This window comes from Stenotrophomonas sp. FR012, assembly GCF_047520565.2.
Taxonomy (GTDB): domain Bacteria; phylum Pseudomonadota; class Gammaproteobacteria; order Xanthomonadales; family Xanthomonadaceae; genus Stenotrophomonas; species Stenotrophomonas sepilia.
Genome location: NZ_JAXBQL020000002.1, coordinates 242,239 through 259,315, shown reverse-complemented (window position 1 = coordinate 259,315; position 17,077 = coordinate 242,239). Strand labels below are relative to the sequence as shown.

Annotated in this window: 16 protein-coding genes; 11 read left to right on the top strand and 5 right to left on the bottom strand. The window is 66.8% G+C overall.

Annotation, left to right across the window (positions count from 1 at the left end; genetic code table 11):
- Positions 1–68: 68 nt before the first annotated feature.
- From ACM0O9_RS05260 to ACM0O9_RS05230, 7 genes are all read left to right on the top strand, one after another.
- On the top strand, positions 69–1,208 hold the full coding sequence (locus ACM0O9_RS05260; protein ID WP_495495878.1) for an SPFH domain-containing protein: 1,140 nt from the start codon (positions 69–71) through the stop codon (positions 1,206–1,208).
- A 20-nt stretch (positions 1,209–1,228) separates the two neighbouring features.
- The gene (locus tag ACM0O9_RS05255) at positions 1,229–2,581 is read left to right on the top strand and encodes a membrane protein (RefSeq protein WP_032954186.1); all 1,353 of its coding nucleotides are present in this window, start codon (positions 1,229–1,231) and stop codon (positions 2,579–2,581) included.
- Positions 2,578–2,835, top strand: a complete 258-nt coding sequence (locus ACM0O9_RS05250) for a hypothetical protein (RefSeq protein ID WP_005416661.1) — start codon at positions 2,578–2,580, stop codon at positions 2,833–2,835. The genes ACM0O9_RS05255 and ACM0O9_RS05250 overlap by 4 nt, the downstream gene beginning before the upstream one ends.
- 189 nt (positions 2,836–3,024) lie before the next feature.
- Positions 3,025–3,609, top strand: coding sequence for an AprI/Inh family metalloprotease inhibitor (locus ACM0O9_RS05245; protein ID WP_005416662.1), 585 nt, complete (start codon positions 3,025–3,027; stop codon positions 3,607–3,609).
- Positions 3,610–3,678: 69 nt separating this feature from the next.
- On the top strand, positions 3,679–4,638 hold the full coding sequence (locus tag ACM0O9_RS05240; RefSeq protein ID WP_235649638.1) for a cation diffusion facilitator family transporter: 960 nt from the start codon (positions 3,679–3,681) through the stop codon (positions 4,636–4,638).
- Positions 4,639–4,710: 72 nt separating this feature from the next.
- Positions 4,711–5,337, top strand: a complete 627-nt coding sequence (locus tag ACM0O9_RS05235) for a DNA-3-methyladenine glycosylase (RefSeq protein WP_235649639.1) — start codon at positions 4,711–4,713, stop codon at positions 5,335–5,337.
- Positions 5,338–5,452: 115 nt separating this feature from the next.
- Positions 5,453–7,171, top strand: coding sequence for a sensor domain-containing diguanylate cyclase (locus ACM0O9_RS05230; RefSeq protein ID WP_414603767.1), 1,719 nt, complete (start codon positions 5,453–5,455; stop codon positions 7,169–7,171).
- Here the strand turns inward: ACM0O9_RS05230 and xth are convergent, their stop codons facing one another.
- From xth to ACM0O9_RS05215, 3 genes are all read right to left on the bottom strand, one after another.
- On the bottom strand, positions 7,172–7,963 hold the full coding sequence (gene xth / locus ACM0O9_RS05225; RefSeq protein ID WP_095377540.1) for an exodeoxyribonuclease III: 792 nt from the start codon (positions 7,961–7,963) through the stop codon (positions 7,172–7,174).
- A gap of 223 nt (positions 7,964–8,186) precedes the next feature.
- Positions 8,187–10,130 (bottom strand): MacB family efflux pump subunit, encoded by a 1,944-nt coding sequence (locus tag ACM0O9_RS05220; RefSeq protein WP_065186447.1) that lies wholly within the window; start codon positions 10,128–10,130, stop codon positions 8,187–8,189.
- A gap of 2 nt (positions 10,131–10,132) precedes the next feature.
- Complete coding sequence (locus tag ACM0O9_RS05215) at positions 10,133–11,314, bottom strand: efflux RND transporter periplasmic adaptor subunit (protein ID WP_235649641.1); 1,182 nt, start codon at positions 11,312–11,314, stop codon at positions 10,133–10,135.
- Positions 11,315–11,551: 237 nt separating this feature from the next.
- Here ACM0O9_RS05215 and ACM0O9_RS05210 point away from each other — a divergent pair, with 237 nt between their 5' ends.
- The 4 genes from ACM0O9_RS05210 (at position 11,552) to ACM0O9_RS05195 (ending at position 15,074) form a co-directional block, all read left to right on the top strand.
- Entirely contained in the window at positions 11,552–12,118 is a 567-nt protein-coding gene (locus ACM0O9_RS05210; RefSeq protein WP_235649642.1) for a hypothetical protein, read from the top strand.
- Positions 12,119–12,159: 41 nt separating this feature from the next.
- Positions 12,160–12,876, top strand: coding sequence for a response regulator (locus tag ACM0O9_RS05205; protein WP_235649643.1), 717 nt, complete (start codon positions 12,160–12,162; stop codon positions 12,874–12,876).
- Between the two features lie 3 nt (positions 12,877–12,879).
- Positions 12,880–13,956 (top strand): ATP-binding protein, encoded by a 1,077-nt coding sequence (locus tag ACM0O9_RS05200; RefSeq protein ID WP_005416672.1) that lies wholly within the window; start codon positions 12,880–12,882, stop codon positions 13,954–13,956.
- A gap of 191 nt (positions 13,957–14,147) precedes the next feature.
- Entirely contained in the window at positions 14,148–15,074 is a 927-nt protein-coding gene (locus ACM0O9_RS05195; RefSeq protein ID WP_065177752.1) for an ABC transporter six-transmembrane domain-containing protein, read from the top strand.
- 96 nt (positions 15,075–15,170) lie between these two features.
- Here the strand turns inward: ACM0O9_RS05195 and ACM0O9_RS05190 are convergent, their stop codons facing one another.
- Together ACM0O9_RS05190 and lepB are read right to left on the bottom strand one after the other, a co-directional pair.
- Positions 15,171–16,283 carry a DNA glycosylase AlkZ-like family protein gene (locus ACM0O9_RS05190; RefSeq protein WP_235649644.1) on the bottom strand — a complete coding sequence of 371 codons (1,113 nt, stop codon included), beginning with the start codon at positions 16,281–16,283 and terminating at the stop codon, positions 15,171–15,173.
- A gap of 71 nt (positions 16,284–16,354) precedes the next feature.
- The gene (gene lepB / locus ACM0O9_RS05185; RefSeq protein ID WP_065186452.1) at positions 16,355–16,981 is read right to left on the bottom strand and encodes a signal peptidase I; all 627 of its coding nucleotides are present in this window, start codon (positions 16,979–16,981) and stop codon (positions 16,355–16,357) included.
- Positions 16,982–17,077 lie beyond the last annotated feature (96 nt).

Below are 17,077 nucleotides of genomic sequence, written 5' to 3'. Positions count from 1 at the left end.
GCCGCTCCTCTATAGTCAGTCCAGCTCGGCAGGCATGGTGCCTGCCCTCGAATCACAGGGAGTTGGACATGGGTCTGGTACAGGCGGTGAAGGGTGCAGTCGGTGGTGTGCTGGCCGACCAGTGGAAGGACTTCTACACCGTGCCCACAGGCCTGCCCTCGACGGCGGCCCTGTTCGCCGCGGTGCCGCGCGGCCCCAACGCCGGCCGCGGCTCCAACACCAGTGGCTCGTCCAACATCATCACCAACGGCTCGAAGATCATCGTGCCGGAGGGCTACGGCCTGCTGCTGTTCCAGGACGGCGCGATCACCGCGTTCGTCGCCGAACCGGGCGGCTACGAGTGGCGTTCGGACGATCCCAACTCGCAGTCGATCTTCGCCGGCGACGGTCTGGTCAGCACCTTCATCAAGCAGAGCTGGGAACGCTTCAAGTTCGGCGGCCAGCCCGGTTCGCAGCAGGCGGCTTATTTCGTCTCGCTGAAGGAGCTGCCGGACAACCGCTTCGGTACCCAATCGGAAATCTACTGGGACGATGGCTTCCTCAATACCCAGGTGGGCGCGGTCACGCGCGGCTCGTACACGCTGAAGATCGTCGACCCGATCCTGTTCGTGAAGAACTTCGTGCCGGCCAGCTACCTGCAGCCGGGCCAGGTGTTCGACTTCACCGACCTGGACAACGCCGCCGCCAGCCAGCTGTTCAGTGAAGTGGTCGGTTCGCTGGCACCGGCCTTCAGCCTGTACACGAACGATCCGGGCAAGGGCAACCGCATCACCAAGTTGCAGCAGGACTCGCTGGGCTTTGCACAGAGCCTGTCGGCCGCCGTCGAGCAGGGCTACCATTGGAAGTCCGATCGCGGCCTGGCCATCGTCAAGACCGCCATTGTCTCGATCGAGTACGACGCCAACACCCGCGAACTGCTGAAGACCGTCCAGCGCGCAGATGCGCTGTCCGGCTCGCGCGGTAATTCCAACCTGCAGGCGAGCGTCGCCCAGGGCATCCAGTCGGCCGGCGAGAACGGTGGTGCGGCTGGCCTGGTCGGTGTCGGCATGGCCTCGGGCATGTTCGGTGTCGGCGGCATGCAGCAGCCGGTCACGCCGGCTGCCGACGATCCGGTGGCCAAGCTGAAGAAGGCCAAGGAAATGCTGGACCTGGGCCTGATCACCCAAGGCGACTACGACGCCCTGAAAGCAAAGGCACTGGGCCTGTAACAGCAGGACGCACAACGAACATGTCCGATCCCCGAAACGGCCCACCGCCGCTGCCCGGATCCGCGCCCGCGACGCCGCCGCCCTTGCCGGCGGCGTCGTTGGATGGGCCCGGTTCGCCGCAGGACGTCCCTCCCCTGCCCGGCAGCTTCCCGCTGGACACCTCGAAGCTGCCCCAGGCCATCCGCGATGAAGTGGAAGCGCCCGATCCTGTAGCCATCGATACCTCAGCCAGCGAGCTGAAGGACGGCCTTAACCGCTGCCCGAAGTGCGGCGCCACCGACATCCGGCCCAAGGCCGGCACCGATATCCTCGTCTGCCTGTACTGCCGTCACGAATGGCATGGCGCGCGCGTCGAGGAGGAATTCGGGCTGGGCGAGGCCATCGACCAGCTGCGCGGTACGGTCATCGCCTCCGGCGCGCGTGACATCGACGCCGACACCTCGGCGCTGATGACGTTCAAGTGCACGGGCTGCGGTGCCGAAGTCACGGTCAATACCGAAAGTACGATGACGGCGCGCTGCCACTGGTGCCGCCACGTCTTCGGCGTCAACGAACAGATCAGCAATGGTGCGGTGCCCGATGCGGTGCTGCCCTTCCACATCAAGAAGGACGATGCGGTCGCGCGCATCCGCCAGTTCGTCGACAAACGCCGCATGTTCGCGCTGAAGGCGTTCAAGGAGCAGTTCACCCCGGAAAACGTGGTGGGCGTGTTCCTGCCCTACATGATCGTGGACAGCAATGTCAGCGCGGCCGTGGCCGGCAAGGGCGAGATCCAGACCCGGCAATACACGGTCGGCAGCGAGAAGAACAAGCGCACCCTGTACGACGCAGATGTCTACCAGGTCGAACGCCAGGTGGATTTCACGGTTGATGACCTGCCCCTGGAATCCTCGGCCGAGCGCGGCAATCTGGATACCCGCGCCAACACCAACAACATCATCAACACCATCCTGCCGTTCGACACCAAGAACGCGGTGAAATGGAACGCCTCATACCTGGCCGGCTTCACCTCTGAGAAGCGCAACCTCGACGTGGAGAAGCTGCGGCCGCGGCTGGAAGACCAGCTGCTGTCGATCGCCCGCGCGCAGGTGGAAGGTTCGGTGAGGCGCTACAACCGTGGCGTGCGTTGGGAACAGGAACAGCTGGAGGTGCATGGCACTCGTTGGGTTTCGATGTACCTGCCGGTGTGGTTGTACTCCTACCACCAGCCCGGCAAGAACGGCGGCATGCTGCACTACATCGCGGTGAACGGCCGTACCGGCGAAACCATGGGCAGCGTGCCCGTGCAGCAATGGAAGATGCTGCTGGCGGCCCTGGCCACCGGCACCGTCATTGAAGCCCTCGCAATTGCCTTCCTGGTGGCATCGACATGAGCGACGACAGTGGCCTCTGGCTGTTGGCGGCAGGTCCAGCCGGCGCAACCGCGCTGTACTGGGCGCTGTACCGCTATTACCGCAACACCGACAAATCGCACTCCTTCGAACATGAGACCGAGATCGAGGCCAAACCGGTCACCGGCTCGGACCAGCAGGTCGGCCGGATCACCGGCACCGAGGACAAGCGTATCCGCGGTGACAACGTGTATGAGTACCGGAAACGGGTGGCAAGGGTGAAGCCGGATCAGTAGCGCCAGGCGATGCCTGGCTGCGGGAAGTGCCGGCCGCTGGCCGGCATTCCTTCGGTTTCTGGGCGCCAAGTGGGAGCCGGCCAGCGGCCGGCACTACCCTTCGCTGGGCTGCGCCAGCGCACACCCTCACACCGTCTCCCGCCCCACCGGTTCGATACTCGCGCGGTTCACCCGCCCGAGGATGCTGCAATGGCTGCCGTGCTCGCCCGTACCTGCCTGTCCGCGTTGTGCTGCCTGGCCCTGCCCGCCCTGGCTCAGGACGCCTCGTTCGGCTTCGGCGAACAGACCACCCACACCGACCAGACCACGCAATCCAGCAGCACCCAAACCCAGAGCAGTGGCGCGGTGACCACCCAGGCCACCACCAGCGGCAGCTCGCAGTCCGGGTCACGCAGCGAAAGCAAAGAGATCGACGTGGGCTTCGGTTTCCACGACGACAACGACGACTGGGGCCACGACCGCCACCGTGGCGGCCGCGATGTGCGCGACAGCGATCTGTTCGGCAGCTGGACACTGGGCCAGGAGAACGGCAACACCTGCTCCATCGAGCTGAAGAGTATCGAGTGGTTCGGCGGCTACAGTGCTTACGTGCCCGCCGGCTGCCCGGATGGCTTCTTCTCGGCCAACCGTTGGGTACTGTCGGGCAATCAGCTGCTGCTTACCGACACCAGCAACACCGTGTTCGGGCGCTTCCGCGCGTCAGGCGGTGGGCGCTGGACGGGCTACCGTGAATCGGATGGGGCGCGTTTGTACCTCAATCCCAAGGGGCACTGATCGCGCCGTGCACGCAATGGGCACGCGCTGATCGGGAAGATCAGGCGTCCGCCCCGCCCCGCCGCCGAAATGTCCGCTCCCACCGGTTCCCGTCTGGTCATCTATGCCGCCCTCGCGGGTAACCTCGCCATTGCCATCGCCAAGTTCGTCGCTGCCGGCATCTCCGGCAGCTCGGCCATGCTCAGTGAGGGCGTGCATTCGCTGGTCGACACATTGAATGAACTGCTGCTGCTGTACGGGCTGCGCCGTGCCGGCAAGGCGCCGGACCCGGTGCATCCCTTCGGCTATGGCCGCGAGCTGTACTTCTGGAGCTTCATCGTCGCCCTGCTGGTGTTCGCTGCTGGCGCCGGCGTCTCGGCGTACGAGGGCATCCAGCACATCCGCCGGCCGGAGCCGGCCACCAACCATGCGTTGAGCTACAGCGTGCTGGGCATTTCCATCCTGTTCGAGGGTGCTTCCTGGTGGGTGGCGCTGCGCGAGTTCCGGCGTACCAAAGGCAAGCTTGGCTACTTCGAAGCCTTCCGCCGCAGCAAGGATCCTTCCACCTTCACCGTACTGCTGGAAGACAGCGCTGCATTGCTCGGGCTGGGCTTCGCGTTGATCGGGCTGGTGGCCGCGCAGGTGCTGGACATGCCGGTGCTTGATGGGGTCGCCTCCCTTTGCATCGCCGGCGTGCTGGCCGCAACCGCCTTCCTCCTGGCCCGTGAAACCAAGGGCCTGCTGGTCGGAGAGCCTGCACATCCGGCAGTAGCCGAGCGGATCATGGCGGTGGCCGAAACCGATCCGGACCTGCGTCGCGCGAACGGGGTGACCACCATGCAGATGGGCCCGGAACAGGTGGTGGCCATGCTCAGCGCCGAGTTCGAGGATGACCGGCAGACCCCGCAGATCGAAGCCTGCATCACCCGCATCGAAACGGCGGTGAAGCGCGAGTATCCGGAGCTGGTGGCACTGTTCATCAAGCCGCAGACGCCGGAGGTGTATGCCGCCCGGCGCGCTGCATTGGCCGCACCGCCTGCGCCGCAATGACCCGGCGTCTGCGCCCGTTTCACCTGATCGATGCCACAGTGCCACAGTCTTTCTCCCGAGCCTGCCACCACCGTGCCGGATTGGTTGCCCGCCTCCCTGCAGATCCTGCCGCGCCGCTTCTACCGGCGTCCATCGACCGACGTTGCGCCGGAGCTGCTCAACAAGCTGCTGGTGCGCAACGATGGTCGCGTCGGCCGCATCGTCGAGGTTGAAGCCTATGCCGGCAGCGACGATCCGGCCGCGCACTCTTATCGCGGGGCAACGCCGCGCACGGTCAGCATGTTCGGTGAGGCGGGCCACCTCTATGTCTACTTCACGTACGGTATGCACTGGGGCAGCAACGTTGTCTGCGGAGAGATCGGCGAAGGCGTCGCCGTACTGCTTCGCGCCATCGAACCTCTCGAGGGGCTGGACCAGATGCGGGCGCGGCGTCCCGCCGCACGCCGCGACCACGATCTGGCCAGCGGCCCCGGCAAGCTCTCGCAGGCCTTCGGGCTGGACCGCAGTTTCGACGGCGCCGATCTGGTGACAGGCAGCCACGGCCTTGTCATCGCCAGCGATGGCGTGCCGCCTCCGGCAGATCCGGTGATCGGGCCCCGCATCGGCATCACCCGCGCGGTGGACTTCCCCTGGCGCTGGCATGTTCGCCACCACCGTCACGTTTCAGTGCGGCCCTCGCGCGGGCCCCGCAAACTCTGACCGCGATGCGTCACGCCAGCATCACCCTGCCATGGCGATACATAACGCCGCATGCATTACCGTGGTCTCAGACAGCCGCCGCAACCGCCCTCGCCACCCAGCCCTGAAAAGCGCCATGGACGAAGCCGAACGACTGCTCGAAATCGAACGACTGCACCTGTTGGATACGCCCCCGGAGCCGGTGTTCGATGCCATTGTCGCCGCCGCCCGCGCCGCGACCGGCATGACCATGGGACTGATCAGCGTGGTGGCCGAAGACCGGCAGTGGTTCAAGGCCAATATCGGGCTGGAGGGCGTCACCGAAACGGCCCGCGAGATCTCCTTCTGCACGCATGCGATCCGCCACGACGAGCTGTTCGAGATACCCGATGCACGCCAGGATCCGCGTTTTTCCACCAATCCACTGGTGACGGGCGGGCCGCGCATCCGTCACTACGCTGGCATCCCTCTGGGCTCAGCGCACGGGGCACGTATCGGCACGCTGTGCCTGCTCGATCCGATGCCCGGCGTGCTGTCTCCGTCCCAGCGCGAGCTGATGGTGCACCTTGCCCGGGTCACCACCCAGGTACTGGAGCAGCGCAGCATGCTGATGGCGCAGGTGGGCCAGGCCAAGGCGCTGCATCGTGAGCTCAAACGCAGTGAGGACTTCCTGGAGCGCACCAACCGCGCCGCCCGGGTGGGCGGCTGGGAGATGGACCTGGTCACCAACGAAGTGCGCTGGACCCGCGAGACCAAGCAGTTGCACGGCGTGCGCGGCAACTTTGAACCGACGCTCGACACCGCGCTGTCGTTCTATCGCGAAGACAGCCGCAACATCATCCGGGCAGCAGTGCAGCGTTGCATCGACGAAGGCACGTCCTGGGAAGTGCAGCTGCCGATGACCACGGCCGACGGGCGCGCGATCTGGACCCGCGTGGTCGGCAGCCGGCAACAGGTCGACGGCCACCCGCGCCTGGTCGGGGCGATCCAGGACATCACGGACGAACGAGCCGCGCTGGACGCGCTGGAAGCGAGCGAAACCCGTTACCGCCGATTGTTCCACTACAGCCTGGGCCTGATCTGCACCCACACGCTGGACGGAACATTGACCTCGGTGAATCCGGCGGCCGTGCAATCGCTGGGTTTCGAAGAAAGCCAGATGATCGGGCGCAGCCTGTGTGACCTGATGCCGCCGGAAAAACGCGCGGGCTTCAATGCCTACCTCGCTCGGATCCAGGCAAACCACACCGACGCTGGTGTGATCGAGCTGATCGCCGCGGACGGAACGCGCCACTACTGGGCGTATCACAACGTGCTCGACAACGAAGCCAGCCCGCCCTACGTGCTGGGACATGCTCAGGACGTCACCGCGCTGCGGATGCAGGAGCAGCAGCTGCGCGAAATGTCCTTCAAGGATCCCCTCACCCAGTGCTACAACCGGCGCTACCTGCACCGGCTGGATGAACTCATTGACGAGCGCTGGGCATGCGTGATGTTCGACCTGGACCACTTCAAGCACATCAACGACACCCAGGGCCACCGGCGTGGCGACGCCGTCCTGGTCGAGTTCGCCACGTTCCTGCGCTCACCACTGGGCAAAGATGAGACGGTGGTGCGACTGGGCGGCGACGAATTCATGGTGGTACTGGTCGCGCCTGCGGACGGCCGGTTGAGCGAACTGGAGCATTGGTACCAGGACCACGCCGCGCTCGCGCCCAGCGCGTTCTCGATGGGTGCGGCCATCAACACGCCCGGCGAGCCGGTGGCCGACACCATCCAGAAAGCGGACAGCCGCCTGTACCGCACCCGCGCACGGGTACGCCGCGAGCGACGCGAGGACCCAGCCGCGCGTTGATCACGCGCTTACCGTCACCCAGGCCGGCGCGTGGTCGCTGGCCTTTTCCTGCAGGCGTACCCAGCGGTCGACGCCAGCGTCCTTCAGTCGCCCCGCCAGTATGGGGTTCAACAGCAGATGATCGATGCGTAACCCACGGTCGCGCTCGGCATGCTGGCGGAAATAGTCCCAGAAGGTGTAGATCGTGGCGTCGCCGTGCACCTTCCGCACCGCATCGGTCCAGCCCTGCGCCAGCAGTCGTTCAAAGGCCTCGCGCACCTCTGGCTGGAACAGCGCATCGCGGCGCCAGGCCTTGGGGTCGTAGACGTCGGCGTCGGTGGGAATCACGTTGAAATCACCCAGCAGCAGCGCAGGGTGCGGCTGCTCGACCAGGCTGCGCGCATGCCGGATCAGGCGCTCCATCCAGCGCAGCTTGTAGTCGAACCTGGGCCCGGGCTGCGGGTTGCCGTTGGGCAGGTAGAGTGCACCCACCACAATGCCATGCGCCGCCGCTTCCAGGTAGCGGCTCTGGGTGTCCTTGGGCTCGCCCGGCAATCGGCGGCGGCTCTCAACCGGCGTGGTCCCTCGTGCCAGCAGCGCCACGCCGTTCCACCGCGCCTCGCCCTGCCAGAGCGCGCCGTAGCCAGCCTCTTCCAATGCCGAAGCCGGAAACGCGGCGTCGGTCGCCTTCAGTTCCTGCAGGGCAACCACATCCGGCGATTCCCTGTGCAGCCAGTCTAACAGCTGCGGCAGGCGTGTGCCGATGCCGTTGACGTTGAACGTGGCAATGCGAAGCATCTTGCGACGGGCCATGCGGGAAGTCTCCTCGGCGCATCGGGTGAGCGTTCAGTGTGCGCGCCCAGGCATCCAAGGACCGTGGATGCCGCGTAATGATGCGGTGCCATCCGGTTCACCGACCGCTGCCTTGCCGCGCAGCAGGCTGGTCACCGTGAACCCGGCATCAGCCACCTGTGGCTGCTGCCGTTCTACCGCAACGCCGGCCGTGATGGCGGCTACGATGTCACCGGGTGCGCCCCTACTCCGCCGCCAATGCCTGGATCGGGTCCAGCTGCGCGGCAGTGCGTGCCGGAAAGTAGCCAAAGCCCAGCCCGATGGCCGAAGAGCACGCCAGTGCGGCGAGCACCGGCCCCGGCGAGAACAGGAACGGCACGCCCAGCGACAACAGGCTCGACAGCGCACCCACAGCGAACGCGAGCAACACCCCCAGCACACCGCCGAACAGGCAGATCAGCACCGCCTCGATCAGGAACTGGCGCAGGATGTCGTTCTGCCGCGCCCCCACCGCCAGTCGCACGCCAATCTCGCGCACGCGCTCCTTCACCGACACCAGCATGATGTTCATCACGCCTACGCCGCCCACCACCAGCGCCACCGCCGCGATCGCCGAAACCAACGCGGCCAGGGTCTGGCTGGACTTCATCACCGCCTTGCGGATCTGGTCGGCGTTGTAGATGAAGAAGTCACGACGGCCATGCAGGCGCTCCAGCTCGGCGCCCAGCGAGGCTTCGGCGGCATTGGTGGGTACGTTGTCGCGTACGCGCACGGTGATGCTCTCCAGGCGTTGGCTGCCCAGCAGCCGGGAAGCCGCCGAGGTGTACGGCACGTAGACCGTGGGGGTTGCACCACCGGCGAACGCATTGGGACCGACCGCGCCGATCACCTCGACCGGCATGCCACCCAGCAGCACCGTGCTGCCGATGGGATTGCCAGTGAACAGCGCCTTCGCCGCCTTCTGGTCGACCACGCCCACTGCGCGGTGCGCATCGACTTCGGCGTCGGTGAAGAAGCGGCCGGCCTTCAGCCGCAGCCCCCGCACGCGCGGCATGTCGGCCCCTACGCCCAGCACCTGGGTGTTGGCACGACGGCTGCCCTGCAGTGCCGCCACCGATCCCGTCAGGTTCGGACTGGCGCTGTCCACATAACTCAACGCCGCAAGATGGTCCGCGTCGGCCACCACCAGCGTTTCGACTTCCGCCGAGCGCGGGTCACCGAAATCTGCGCCCGGGAAGATCTCCAGGGTGCTGGCGCCCAGCGCGTTGATCTGGGATTCAACCTGCGCTTGTGCGCCCTTGCCCAGCGCAACCACGGTCACCACCGCGGCCACGCCGATGATGATGCCGAGCATGGTCAACAGCGTGCGCAGGCGATGGGCCAGCATCGAACGCGCGGCCATGCGTGCCGCTTCGCGGACCGCGTCCCTGCGTGCGCGGCGCTCGGCGACCGGCGACGTGCCGCGTTCGGTCCCGCATCCTGCGGCCGCAGCCAGCAATCCCGGCTCGGCGCGGTCGGCCACCATCCGGCCGTCGGCGATCTCGATCACCCGCGCCGCGTTGGCGGCGATCGCCGCATCATGCGTCACCAGGATCACCGTGTGGCCCTGCGCGTGCAGGCGCTTCAGCTCGGCCATCACCTGCTGGCCACTGGCGTGATCGAGCGCACCGGTCGGCTCGTCGGCCAGCACGATCGCGCCGCCGTTCATCAGCGAGCGGGCAATGGACACGCGCTGCTGCTGGCCACCGGACAGCTGACCCGGCCGGTTCCCGGTGCGTTCGCCCAGCCCCAGCGCTTCCAGCAGCGTGCGTGCGCGCGCAGTGCGCGTCTGTGCGTCCACGCCCGCATAGACTGCCGGCAGCGCTACGTTCTCGGTGGCACTCAGGTTCTCCATCAGGTTGTAGCGCTGGAAGATGAAGCCGAAATGCTCACGGCGCAGGCGTGCCAGCGCGTCCGGCGCCATCTGTTCGGTGGCCTCGCCGTTCACGCGATAGCTGCCCTCGGTCGGCCGGTCCAGGCAGCCCAGGATGTTCATCAGCGTGGACTTGCCCGAACCCGAGGGGCCAATGATGGCGATGAACTCGCCGGCGTTGATGCGCAGCGAGACCTCCTTCAGCACCACCACCTCGCCGGCGGCCGAGCGATAGGCGCGCGATACGCCCTCCAGTTCCAGCAGTGCATGGGCCATGCTCACATCCCCAGCAGGCTGGCGCGTTCGGCGTCGCCACCGCTGGGCGCCTGTCCAACCACCACGTTATCGCCCGCTTTCAGGCCAGACAGGATCTGCACGGCGGTGGCGGTGCGCAGGCCGGTCGTCACCGCACGTTCCTCAGCGCGGCCCTTGGCATCGACCACGCGCACGGTGCCGCGGCTGCCATCCTTGTCATCCGGCTCGGCCAGTGCCGTCAATGGCACCTGCAGCGCGTTGGCGACCCGCGCCAGCTGCAGGGTCACTTTCACCGTCATCGAAGGCTTCAGCTTCAGGCCAGGATTGGCTACATCGAACAGCCCGGCGTAGTACACCGCTTTCGGCGTCTGCGCAGAGCCGCCCGCATTGCCGGAAGCGGCCTCGGCAATCGAGGTCGGCGCTGGCTCCAGCTGCTGCAGATGAGATTCATAACGGCGCCCGCTCGGCCCCAGCGTCGAGAACCACAACGGCAGGCCGGGTGCGACCAGTTCCACATCCGCCTCGGCGATCTCGGCACGCACGGTCATCGTATCCATCTGCGCCAGCATCACGATGGTTGGCGTGGTCTGCATCGAGTTCAACGTCTGCCCGGCCTTGGTGACGATGGCCACGATGTAGCCGTCGCTGGGCGAGACGATGCGGGTATAGCCCAGATTGATCCGTGCAGTTTCGACCTGGGTCACAGCCTGGTCGATCTGCGCCTGCAACGAGGCCACCTCCGAACGCGCCGCATCGCGTGCCACGCGCGCGGCTTCGAAGCCTTCCTGCGACACCAGGCGCGATGCCACCAGCTGCGACTGGCGCTGGTAAGCACGACTGGCCTGCGCATAGCGCGCCAGGCTGGCCGCATGCTGGGCACGCAGCGTATTGGTGGCTGCCTCGGCGCTTCGCAGCGCGATCCGCTGCGGTTGTGAATCGACCTCGGCGATCAGATCGCCGGCCCGCACGCGCTGGCCCAGCACCACATGAAGGCGCTTGACCTGGCCGGACACCTGCGCGCCCACCGCCACCAGCTCCTTCGGATGGACCCGGCCGACCGCCTGTACGGTCTTCTCCAGATCCGCCACCCTTGCCGGCGCGGTGATCAGCGCGGCATCATCGCCGCCTGCAAACGTCCACCATCCAGCACCGGCGGCCAACGTGGCCACGGCGGCACCAATCATCCAGGTCCTGCGGTTGCTCATCGAAACGCCCGGTTGCGGGCAGTCACCCAATGCGACCGCCGGAGCCGCAGTCTGGAAGACACTGATGGACGTTTCTTGGAGCCACCGTGGAGATTGCATGGAGGCGCCGCGGCCGTTCAGGCACCAGCGCCACGCCTGAACGCGATAGCTCCGCGTCCACGCAATCTCGACACAATCTCGACCGAATCTCCATCAACGGTCGCTAGCCTCGTCGGCCTCGCCGACCGCCTGTTTGCCGTGTCCCTTTCCTACCCGGACCTGCCACCCATCGATGTGCGCCGTGCCTACCTGGCATGGTGTGCGCCTTCGCCATGGTTGATAGCACTGGTGCTGGCATCGACCAGCACGTGGATGTGGGTCGCGCCGTATCCGGGCCTGCCATTGCTGGCCGGCTTCGGGGCCGCCGCACTGGTGGGGTTCGGCAGTGATGGGCCCGGCCGCACCTGCCGCACCGGGTCCCTCGCATCGCTGGCCTTGATCGGCCTGGCGGTCTGGGCGGCAACGCACCCGGCCGCCAACGTCAACCTGCATCTGCTGCTTGCCCTTGCCACCACCGTGGTGGCCGCCCTGCTGGCAGTGCGCCTGCACACCATCGCGCGCATGGCTGCACGGCTGCAGGCCCGGGTGGACGCCACCCCCATGGCCTCGCGCTGGAGCAAGCTACCCTCGGCGGTGTCCACCCTGATGCAGCAGCAGCTGCGCGGCGCGGCTGCGGTGGAACCCAGCCTGCAGCGCACGCTGGTGCTGGCCACACTGGCCTGGGCAGCCAACGAGGAAGCACAGGCCATGGAGCGCCACCGATGACCCAGCCCCTTCCCGCCCTGCCCTCGAACCCGCAGCACGCAATGAGACATGAACTCCGTAGCCGACCCGCGCCCCTGGTCCTGATTGCCGAAGATGAAGGCGAAATCGCCGATATCCTCGGTGCCTACCTGGCCCGTTCCGGCCTGCGCAGCGCACGCGCCGCCGACGGCGAGGCGGCGCTCGCCAGCTATCGCCAGCTGCGCCCGGACCTGGTGCTGCTGGACGTGCAGATGCCCAGGCTCGATGGTTGGCAGGTATTAAGCGAACTGCGGCGGCGCGGCAACACGCCAGTGATCATGCTCACCGCGCTCGACCAGGACGTGGACAGGCTGACCGGCCTGCGCGTGGGTGCCGACGACTACGTGGCCAAACCATTCAATCCCGCTGAGATCGTTGCACGCATCCAGGCCGTGCTGCGCCGCAGTGCCCCCACCGCCGCCGAAGAACCCAACGGGTTGATCCGCCAGGGGCCGTTCGAGATCGATCTGCGCAGCCACGAGGTGACGGTGCGCACCGGCGAGCAGGTGCACGCACTGAGCGTCACCCTCACCGAGTTCCGGCTGCTGGTGCATATGGCGCGCGCGCCGCGCCAGGTGCATGCGCGCGCGGACCTGCTGCATGCCTGCCTGCCCGAAGGTGATGCGCAGGAACGTACCGTCGACAGCCACGTCAGCAAGCTGCGGCGCAAGCTTGAAGAGGTGGGCGTGATCGGCATTCCCGCCACCATCCGTGGCGTCGGCTACCGTTTCCTGGACTGATCGATGAATCCCAAAGGCAAGAGCATCGGCCGCCAGATCACCCTCTCCATCACGGTCGCCTCGTTGTGTTCGACGGTGCTCTCGATCAGTGGCTTCTATCTGTTCTATTACCTGCTGGAGGTGTTCTATCCGCGCTGGTACGACGCGCCGGAAACGATCATGCCGTCCGGGCTGGAATGGCTGTGGATCGGCTTGACCGCCACCGTGGTGGTCATCTTCGCCACGCTGGTCGCCTCGCGCCTGACCCGGCGCATCATCACCCCGTTGAACTCGGTGGCCGAGAGCCTGCGCCGGGTGGCCAGCGGGGATCTGGAAGCGCGTGCACGTGGCGGCAACACCACGATGGCCGAAGCGGCCACGCTGGTCAGTGATTTCAACTCGATGGCCGAACGGCTCAGCCGGATGTCCGAGAACCGTGTGTTCTGGAACGCGGCGATCGCGCACGAACTGCGCACGCCGATGACTATCCTGCGCGGCCGCCTGCAGGGTATTGCCGAGGGTGTGTTCGAGCCGGGCCCCGAGCAGTTCAACAGCATGCTCACCCAGCTCGAAGGACTCACCCGCATCATCGAAGACCTGCGCGTGGTCAGCCTGGCCGAGAGCGGTCACCTCGATCTGCGCCTGCAGCGCAGCGACGTCAGCGTGCAGGTGGCCGCGGTGGTGGAAGCAATGTCCGACGCACTGGCCGAAAGCGGGTTTTCGGTGACCCTGGAGGCACGGCCGTCACTGGCGGACTGCGATCCGGCCCGCATCCGCCAGGCGGTGCTGGCGCTGCTGGAAAACGCACGACGCCATGCCGTCCCCTGCCCACTGCGGGTTCGTGTCACGCTGGCCGAAGGCCATTGCACCGTGACAGTGGAAGACGGCGGCCCCGGCGTGCCCGACGAGCTTCGCGACAGCATCTTCGAGGCGTTCCAGCGCACCGATGTCTCGCGATCGCGACAAAGCGGAGGCTCCGGCCTAGGCCTGGCCGTGGTGCGGGCGATTGCCGTGGCCCATCACGGAACGGCGCAGTGCCGCCCGACCGAACGCGGCGGCAGCGCGTTCGAGCTCCGTTGGCCGGTGCATGCGCGTCGTTGAGGACGCGGCAGACGCTGCCCTGGTAGCGGCCCACCTTTGATGGGCATTCGCTTCGCTGAACGGCGCCGGTTTCTCCACGCAATCTCCATCGATCCTCCATGCCCGCTCCAAAGGGCCGCAGATACTGGGCGCAACCCGGGAGATGGCAGGCATCCGTCCCCTGCCCTGTCCCCGACCCACCCAGGCATCCCATGAAACACCCCAACGATCCAGCGGCAGCCGCCGGCAGCATCGGCCAGCAGAGTGCGGCCGCCACTCTGAAGGCGATCCTGCGCACCTATCCCTGGCAGCTCACCGGCACGTTCTCGCTGGTGGCGCTGGAGAACACCCTGCTGCTGGCCTATCCGTTGTTCGCCGGCTTCGCGGTGGACGCGATCATCAGCGGCAACATCGGCCATGCCGTTTCCTATGCCGGCGTGGTGCTGTTGTTCTGGTTGGTCGGCGCCGCCCGTCGAGCGGTCGATACCCGCACCTTCACCCGCATCTATGCCGATCTGGCAGTGAGCGTGGTGCAGGCACAGCGCCGCCTGGGCCAGGCCACGTCCACCTCGGCGGCACGCGTGGTGCTGGCCCGCGAGTTCGTCGACTTCTTTGAAAAGCACGTCCCGATCATCGCCACCGCGCTGGCATCCATGTTCGGTGCGGTGGCCATGCTGCTGGCGATCGAACCGATGGTCGGTGCCGCTGGCCTGGTCACCCTGCTCGGGGCCCTGCTGGTACTGCCGTCGTTCGCACGCCGCAACGAGCAATTGCATGGCCGGCTGAACAACCGCCTGGAACACGAGATCCGCCTGGTCGACCGGGTCAGCCCCTCGGTACTGCGCCGCCACTACACCACGCTGTCGCGCCTGCGCATCCTGCTGTCCGATCGCGAAGCCGGCGCCTATGTGGTGATCGGGCTGGCTGCTGCGGCATTGTTCGCGCTGACCATCGGCCGCCTTGCCACCACCGACGGAGTTACCCCGGGCCATGTGTACGCGGTGATGACCTACCTTTGGACGTTCGTCGGCAGCCTGGATGATGCACCGTCGATGGTGGATCAGCTGGCACGGTTGAAGGACATCGGCCGCCGCGTCAGCCCCGGCATGGAGGATGCGGAGCGCAAGGACGCCGCTTGACCGGTAGATGCCCACCTTGGTGGATACCGGTGGAAGCCAGCGCCAACCAAGGTTGGCGGCTGACAGGAGCGATAGGCGCCCATGCGCCGCTTGGCGCTACAGGAACTCCGCCATGCGCTGCAGTTCGTCTTCAAGCGCGCCACGAAACACCTTGTCGCGGGCCAGCGACTTGCCGGCATAGCCCACGCTGGACACCAACTCACCCTCGCGCACGCTGAGATTGGCCCAGCCCACCACCTGGTCGTGCCACAACACCGGCAGTGCGTAGTAGCCATACTGGCGCTTCGGTGCAGGCGTGTAGGCCTCGAACTTGTACACCCATCCCCACAGCAGCTCGAAGCGACGGCGGTCCCACACCACCGGGTCGAACGGCGCCAGCAGGCGCACCTGTTCGTCCGGTGCATAGCGGCGCGAACGCGGATTCTCGTCCGCCGGCCAGTACCAGGTGGTGCCCTCCAGCGTGCAGCTGGCCAGCTGCTGCTTGGCCAGCGCCAGTGCCTTGCGGGTCTGCTCGGCCAGATGCGGTGCACCATAGCCCAGCAGGCGCACCAGATAGGTCAGGCTGGCCGATGGCAGCGGCGCGTACTTGCGCACCACCAGGTCGATCAGCGCGGCCGCGCGCTCGACCTGCGCTTGTTCGCTGGCATCTGGCTCGGCATGCGCGGCCACTGCATAGATGCGGGTGCCACTGTCGCGCCGCTGTACGCGCAGCAGGCCGCGGTAGTGCATGCCGTCCAGCAGGTGCGTGCTGGCATTGCTGGTGCCGCCCCAGTAGTTGGTCACCCGGCCATGCGCAAACGCCTGGTCAACCTCGCGGGGGTGCACACTGCCGCGCTCGCGCACGAACGCCAGCACCTCGGCAGCGCGGCGATGGGTCTCGGCGTCCCACTCGCGCTTGGCCGCGCGTGGGTGCATCAACGCCAGATGCTCGCGCGGCAGGAAGCCGTAGTTCACCAGGCAGTCCTCTTCCACCGGCAGGCGCGCATAACGACGTTCAAGATCACCTGCGCGGTAGTCCTTCACCCGGTGCCGCAGGGTCAGGTCCTGCGCGCGTGCCGGTGCCCGGATCGGGTCGGCCTGCACGAAGCCCAGCTTCCGGATCGCGGTCAGCAGCGTGGTCGGCTTGAACAGGGTGCGCGCCACCGCATAGCGGCGCAGATCTTCAAGGGTGGGCGTAGCTGGCATGGCCGCATTGTAGATCCACGCCATGCGTGGATGGGAACACGGCAATTCCCCCGAGGGCTAGCGCTCATCGCTCCCGGACACTTCACCGGGCCCAACTACAGGCGCTGCCAGACCACGCCCTCACCGCGGCGAAAGTACACCGCCACGGCGCGGCCGTAGATCCGGTCCGCATCGACCCAGCCGAAGAAGCGGCCGTCCAGGCTGTTGCCACGGTGATCGCCCAGCACCAGCACCTTGCCGGCAGGTACCCGCAGATCGGCAATGTCCGGGCCTCCGCCATGCGTTAGATCCAGTCGGGCCTGCCGCTTGCCGAACCGTTCCACGTCAGTCATGGCAGTCATCTGCAAAGGCTGGCCATTGATGGTCAATCGTCCCTCCTGCAAGCGCACGCGGTCCCCGGCTACTGCGACCACGCGCTTGATCATGCGCACGCCATCGGCCGGGGAAGCGAACACCACCACCTCCCCGCGTTGCGGCACGTTGTCGCCCATCAGCTTCAGCCCGGTGAAAGGCAGGCGCAGGCCGTGCGCCCGCATGTCGACAACCACACGATCACCCGGCTGCAGGGTCGGCTGCATCGAACCGGTTGGCACCACGTAGTGATTGGCCAAGGTGTCGCGTGCAGCCAGGAACAGGCTCAGCAGCATCAGCAGCGGCAAGGCCTCCTTCTTCAGCCACAGCAGCGCTCGCTGGGGCAACGGCGCGCGGGAAGGGGCATGCATTGAGGGCTCCGGAAGATGTTGGAGGGGTCCAGCCCCCAGCCTAGACGTACGGCTCTGGGCCATGCATAGGACAAATTCCAGATGTCCTCCCTGGGC

What these genes read in the sequence shown, in the direction of transcription:
- ACM0O9_RS05240 (WP_235649638.1), top strand. Translation starts at nt 3,679, where the DNA reads ATGTCCGCTCCCACCGGTTCCCGTCTGGTCATCTATGCCGCCCTCGCG.
- ACM0O9_RS05260 (WP_495495878.1), top strand. Translation starts at nt 69, where the DNA reads ATGGGTCTGGTACAGGCGGTGAAGGGTGCAGTCGGTGGTGTGCTGGCC.
- ACM0O9_RS05245 (WP_005416662.1), top strand. Translation starts at nt 3,025, where the DNA reads ATGGCTGCCGTGCTCGCCCGTACCTGCCTGTCCGCGTTGTGCTGCCTG.
- ACM0O9_RS05200 (WP_005416672.1), top strand. Translation starts at nt 12,880, where the DNA reads ATGAATCCCAAAGGCAAGAGCATCGGCCGCCAGATCACCCTCTCCATC.
- ACM0O9_RS05230 (WP_414603767.1), top strand. Translation starts at nt 5,453, where the DNA reads ATGGACGAAGCCGAACGACTGCTCGAAATCGAACGACTGCACCTGTTG.
- ACM0O9_RS05190 (WP_235649644.1), bottom strand. Translation starts at nt 16,283, where the DNA reads ATGGCGTGGATCTACAATGCGGCCATGCCAGCTACGCCCACCCTTGAA.
- ACM0O9_RS05250 (WP_005416661.1), top strand. Translation starts at nt 2,578, where the DNA reads ATGAGCGACGACAGTGGCCTCTGGCTGTTGGCGGCAGGTCCAGCCGGC.
- xth (WP_095377540.1), bottom strand. Translation starts at nt 7,963, where the DNA reads ATGGCCCGTCGCAAGATGCTTCGCATTGCCACGTTCAACGTCAACGGC.
- ACM0O9_RS05220 (WP_065186447.1), bottom strand. Translation starts at nt 10,130, where the DNA reads ATGGCCCATGCACTGCTGGAACTGGAGGGCGTATCGCGCGCCTATCGC.
- ACM0O9_RS05255 (WP_032954186.1), top strand. Translation starts at nt 1,229, where the DNA reads ATGTCCGATCCCCGAAACGGCCCACCGCCGCTGCCCGGATCCGCGCCC.
- ACM0O9_RS05205 (WP_235649643.1), top strand. Translation starts at nt 12,160, where the DNA reads ATGAGACATGAACTCCGTAGCCGACCCGCGCCCCTGGTCCTGATTGCC.
- ACM0O9_RS05195 (WP_065177752.1), top strand. Translation starts at nt 14,148, where the DNA reads ATGAAACACCCCAACGATCCAGCGGCAGCCGCCGGCAGCATCGGCCAG.
- ACM0O9_RS05215 (WP_235649641.1), bottom strand. Translation starts at nt 11,314, where the DNA reads ATGAGCAACCGCAGGACCTGGATGATTGGTGCCGCCGTGGCCACGTTG.
- lepB (WP_065186452.1), bottom strand. Translation starts at nt 16,981, where the DNA reads ATGCATGCCCCTTCCCGCGCGCCGTTGCCCCAGCGAGCGCTGCTGTGG.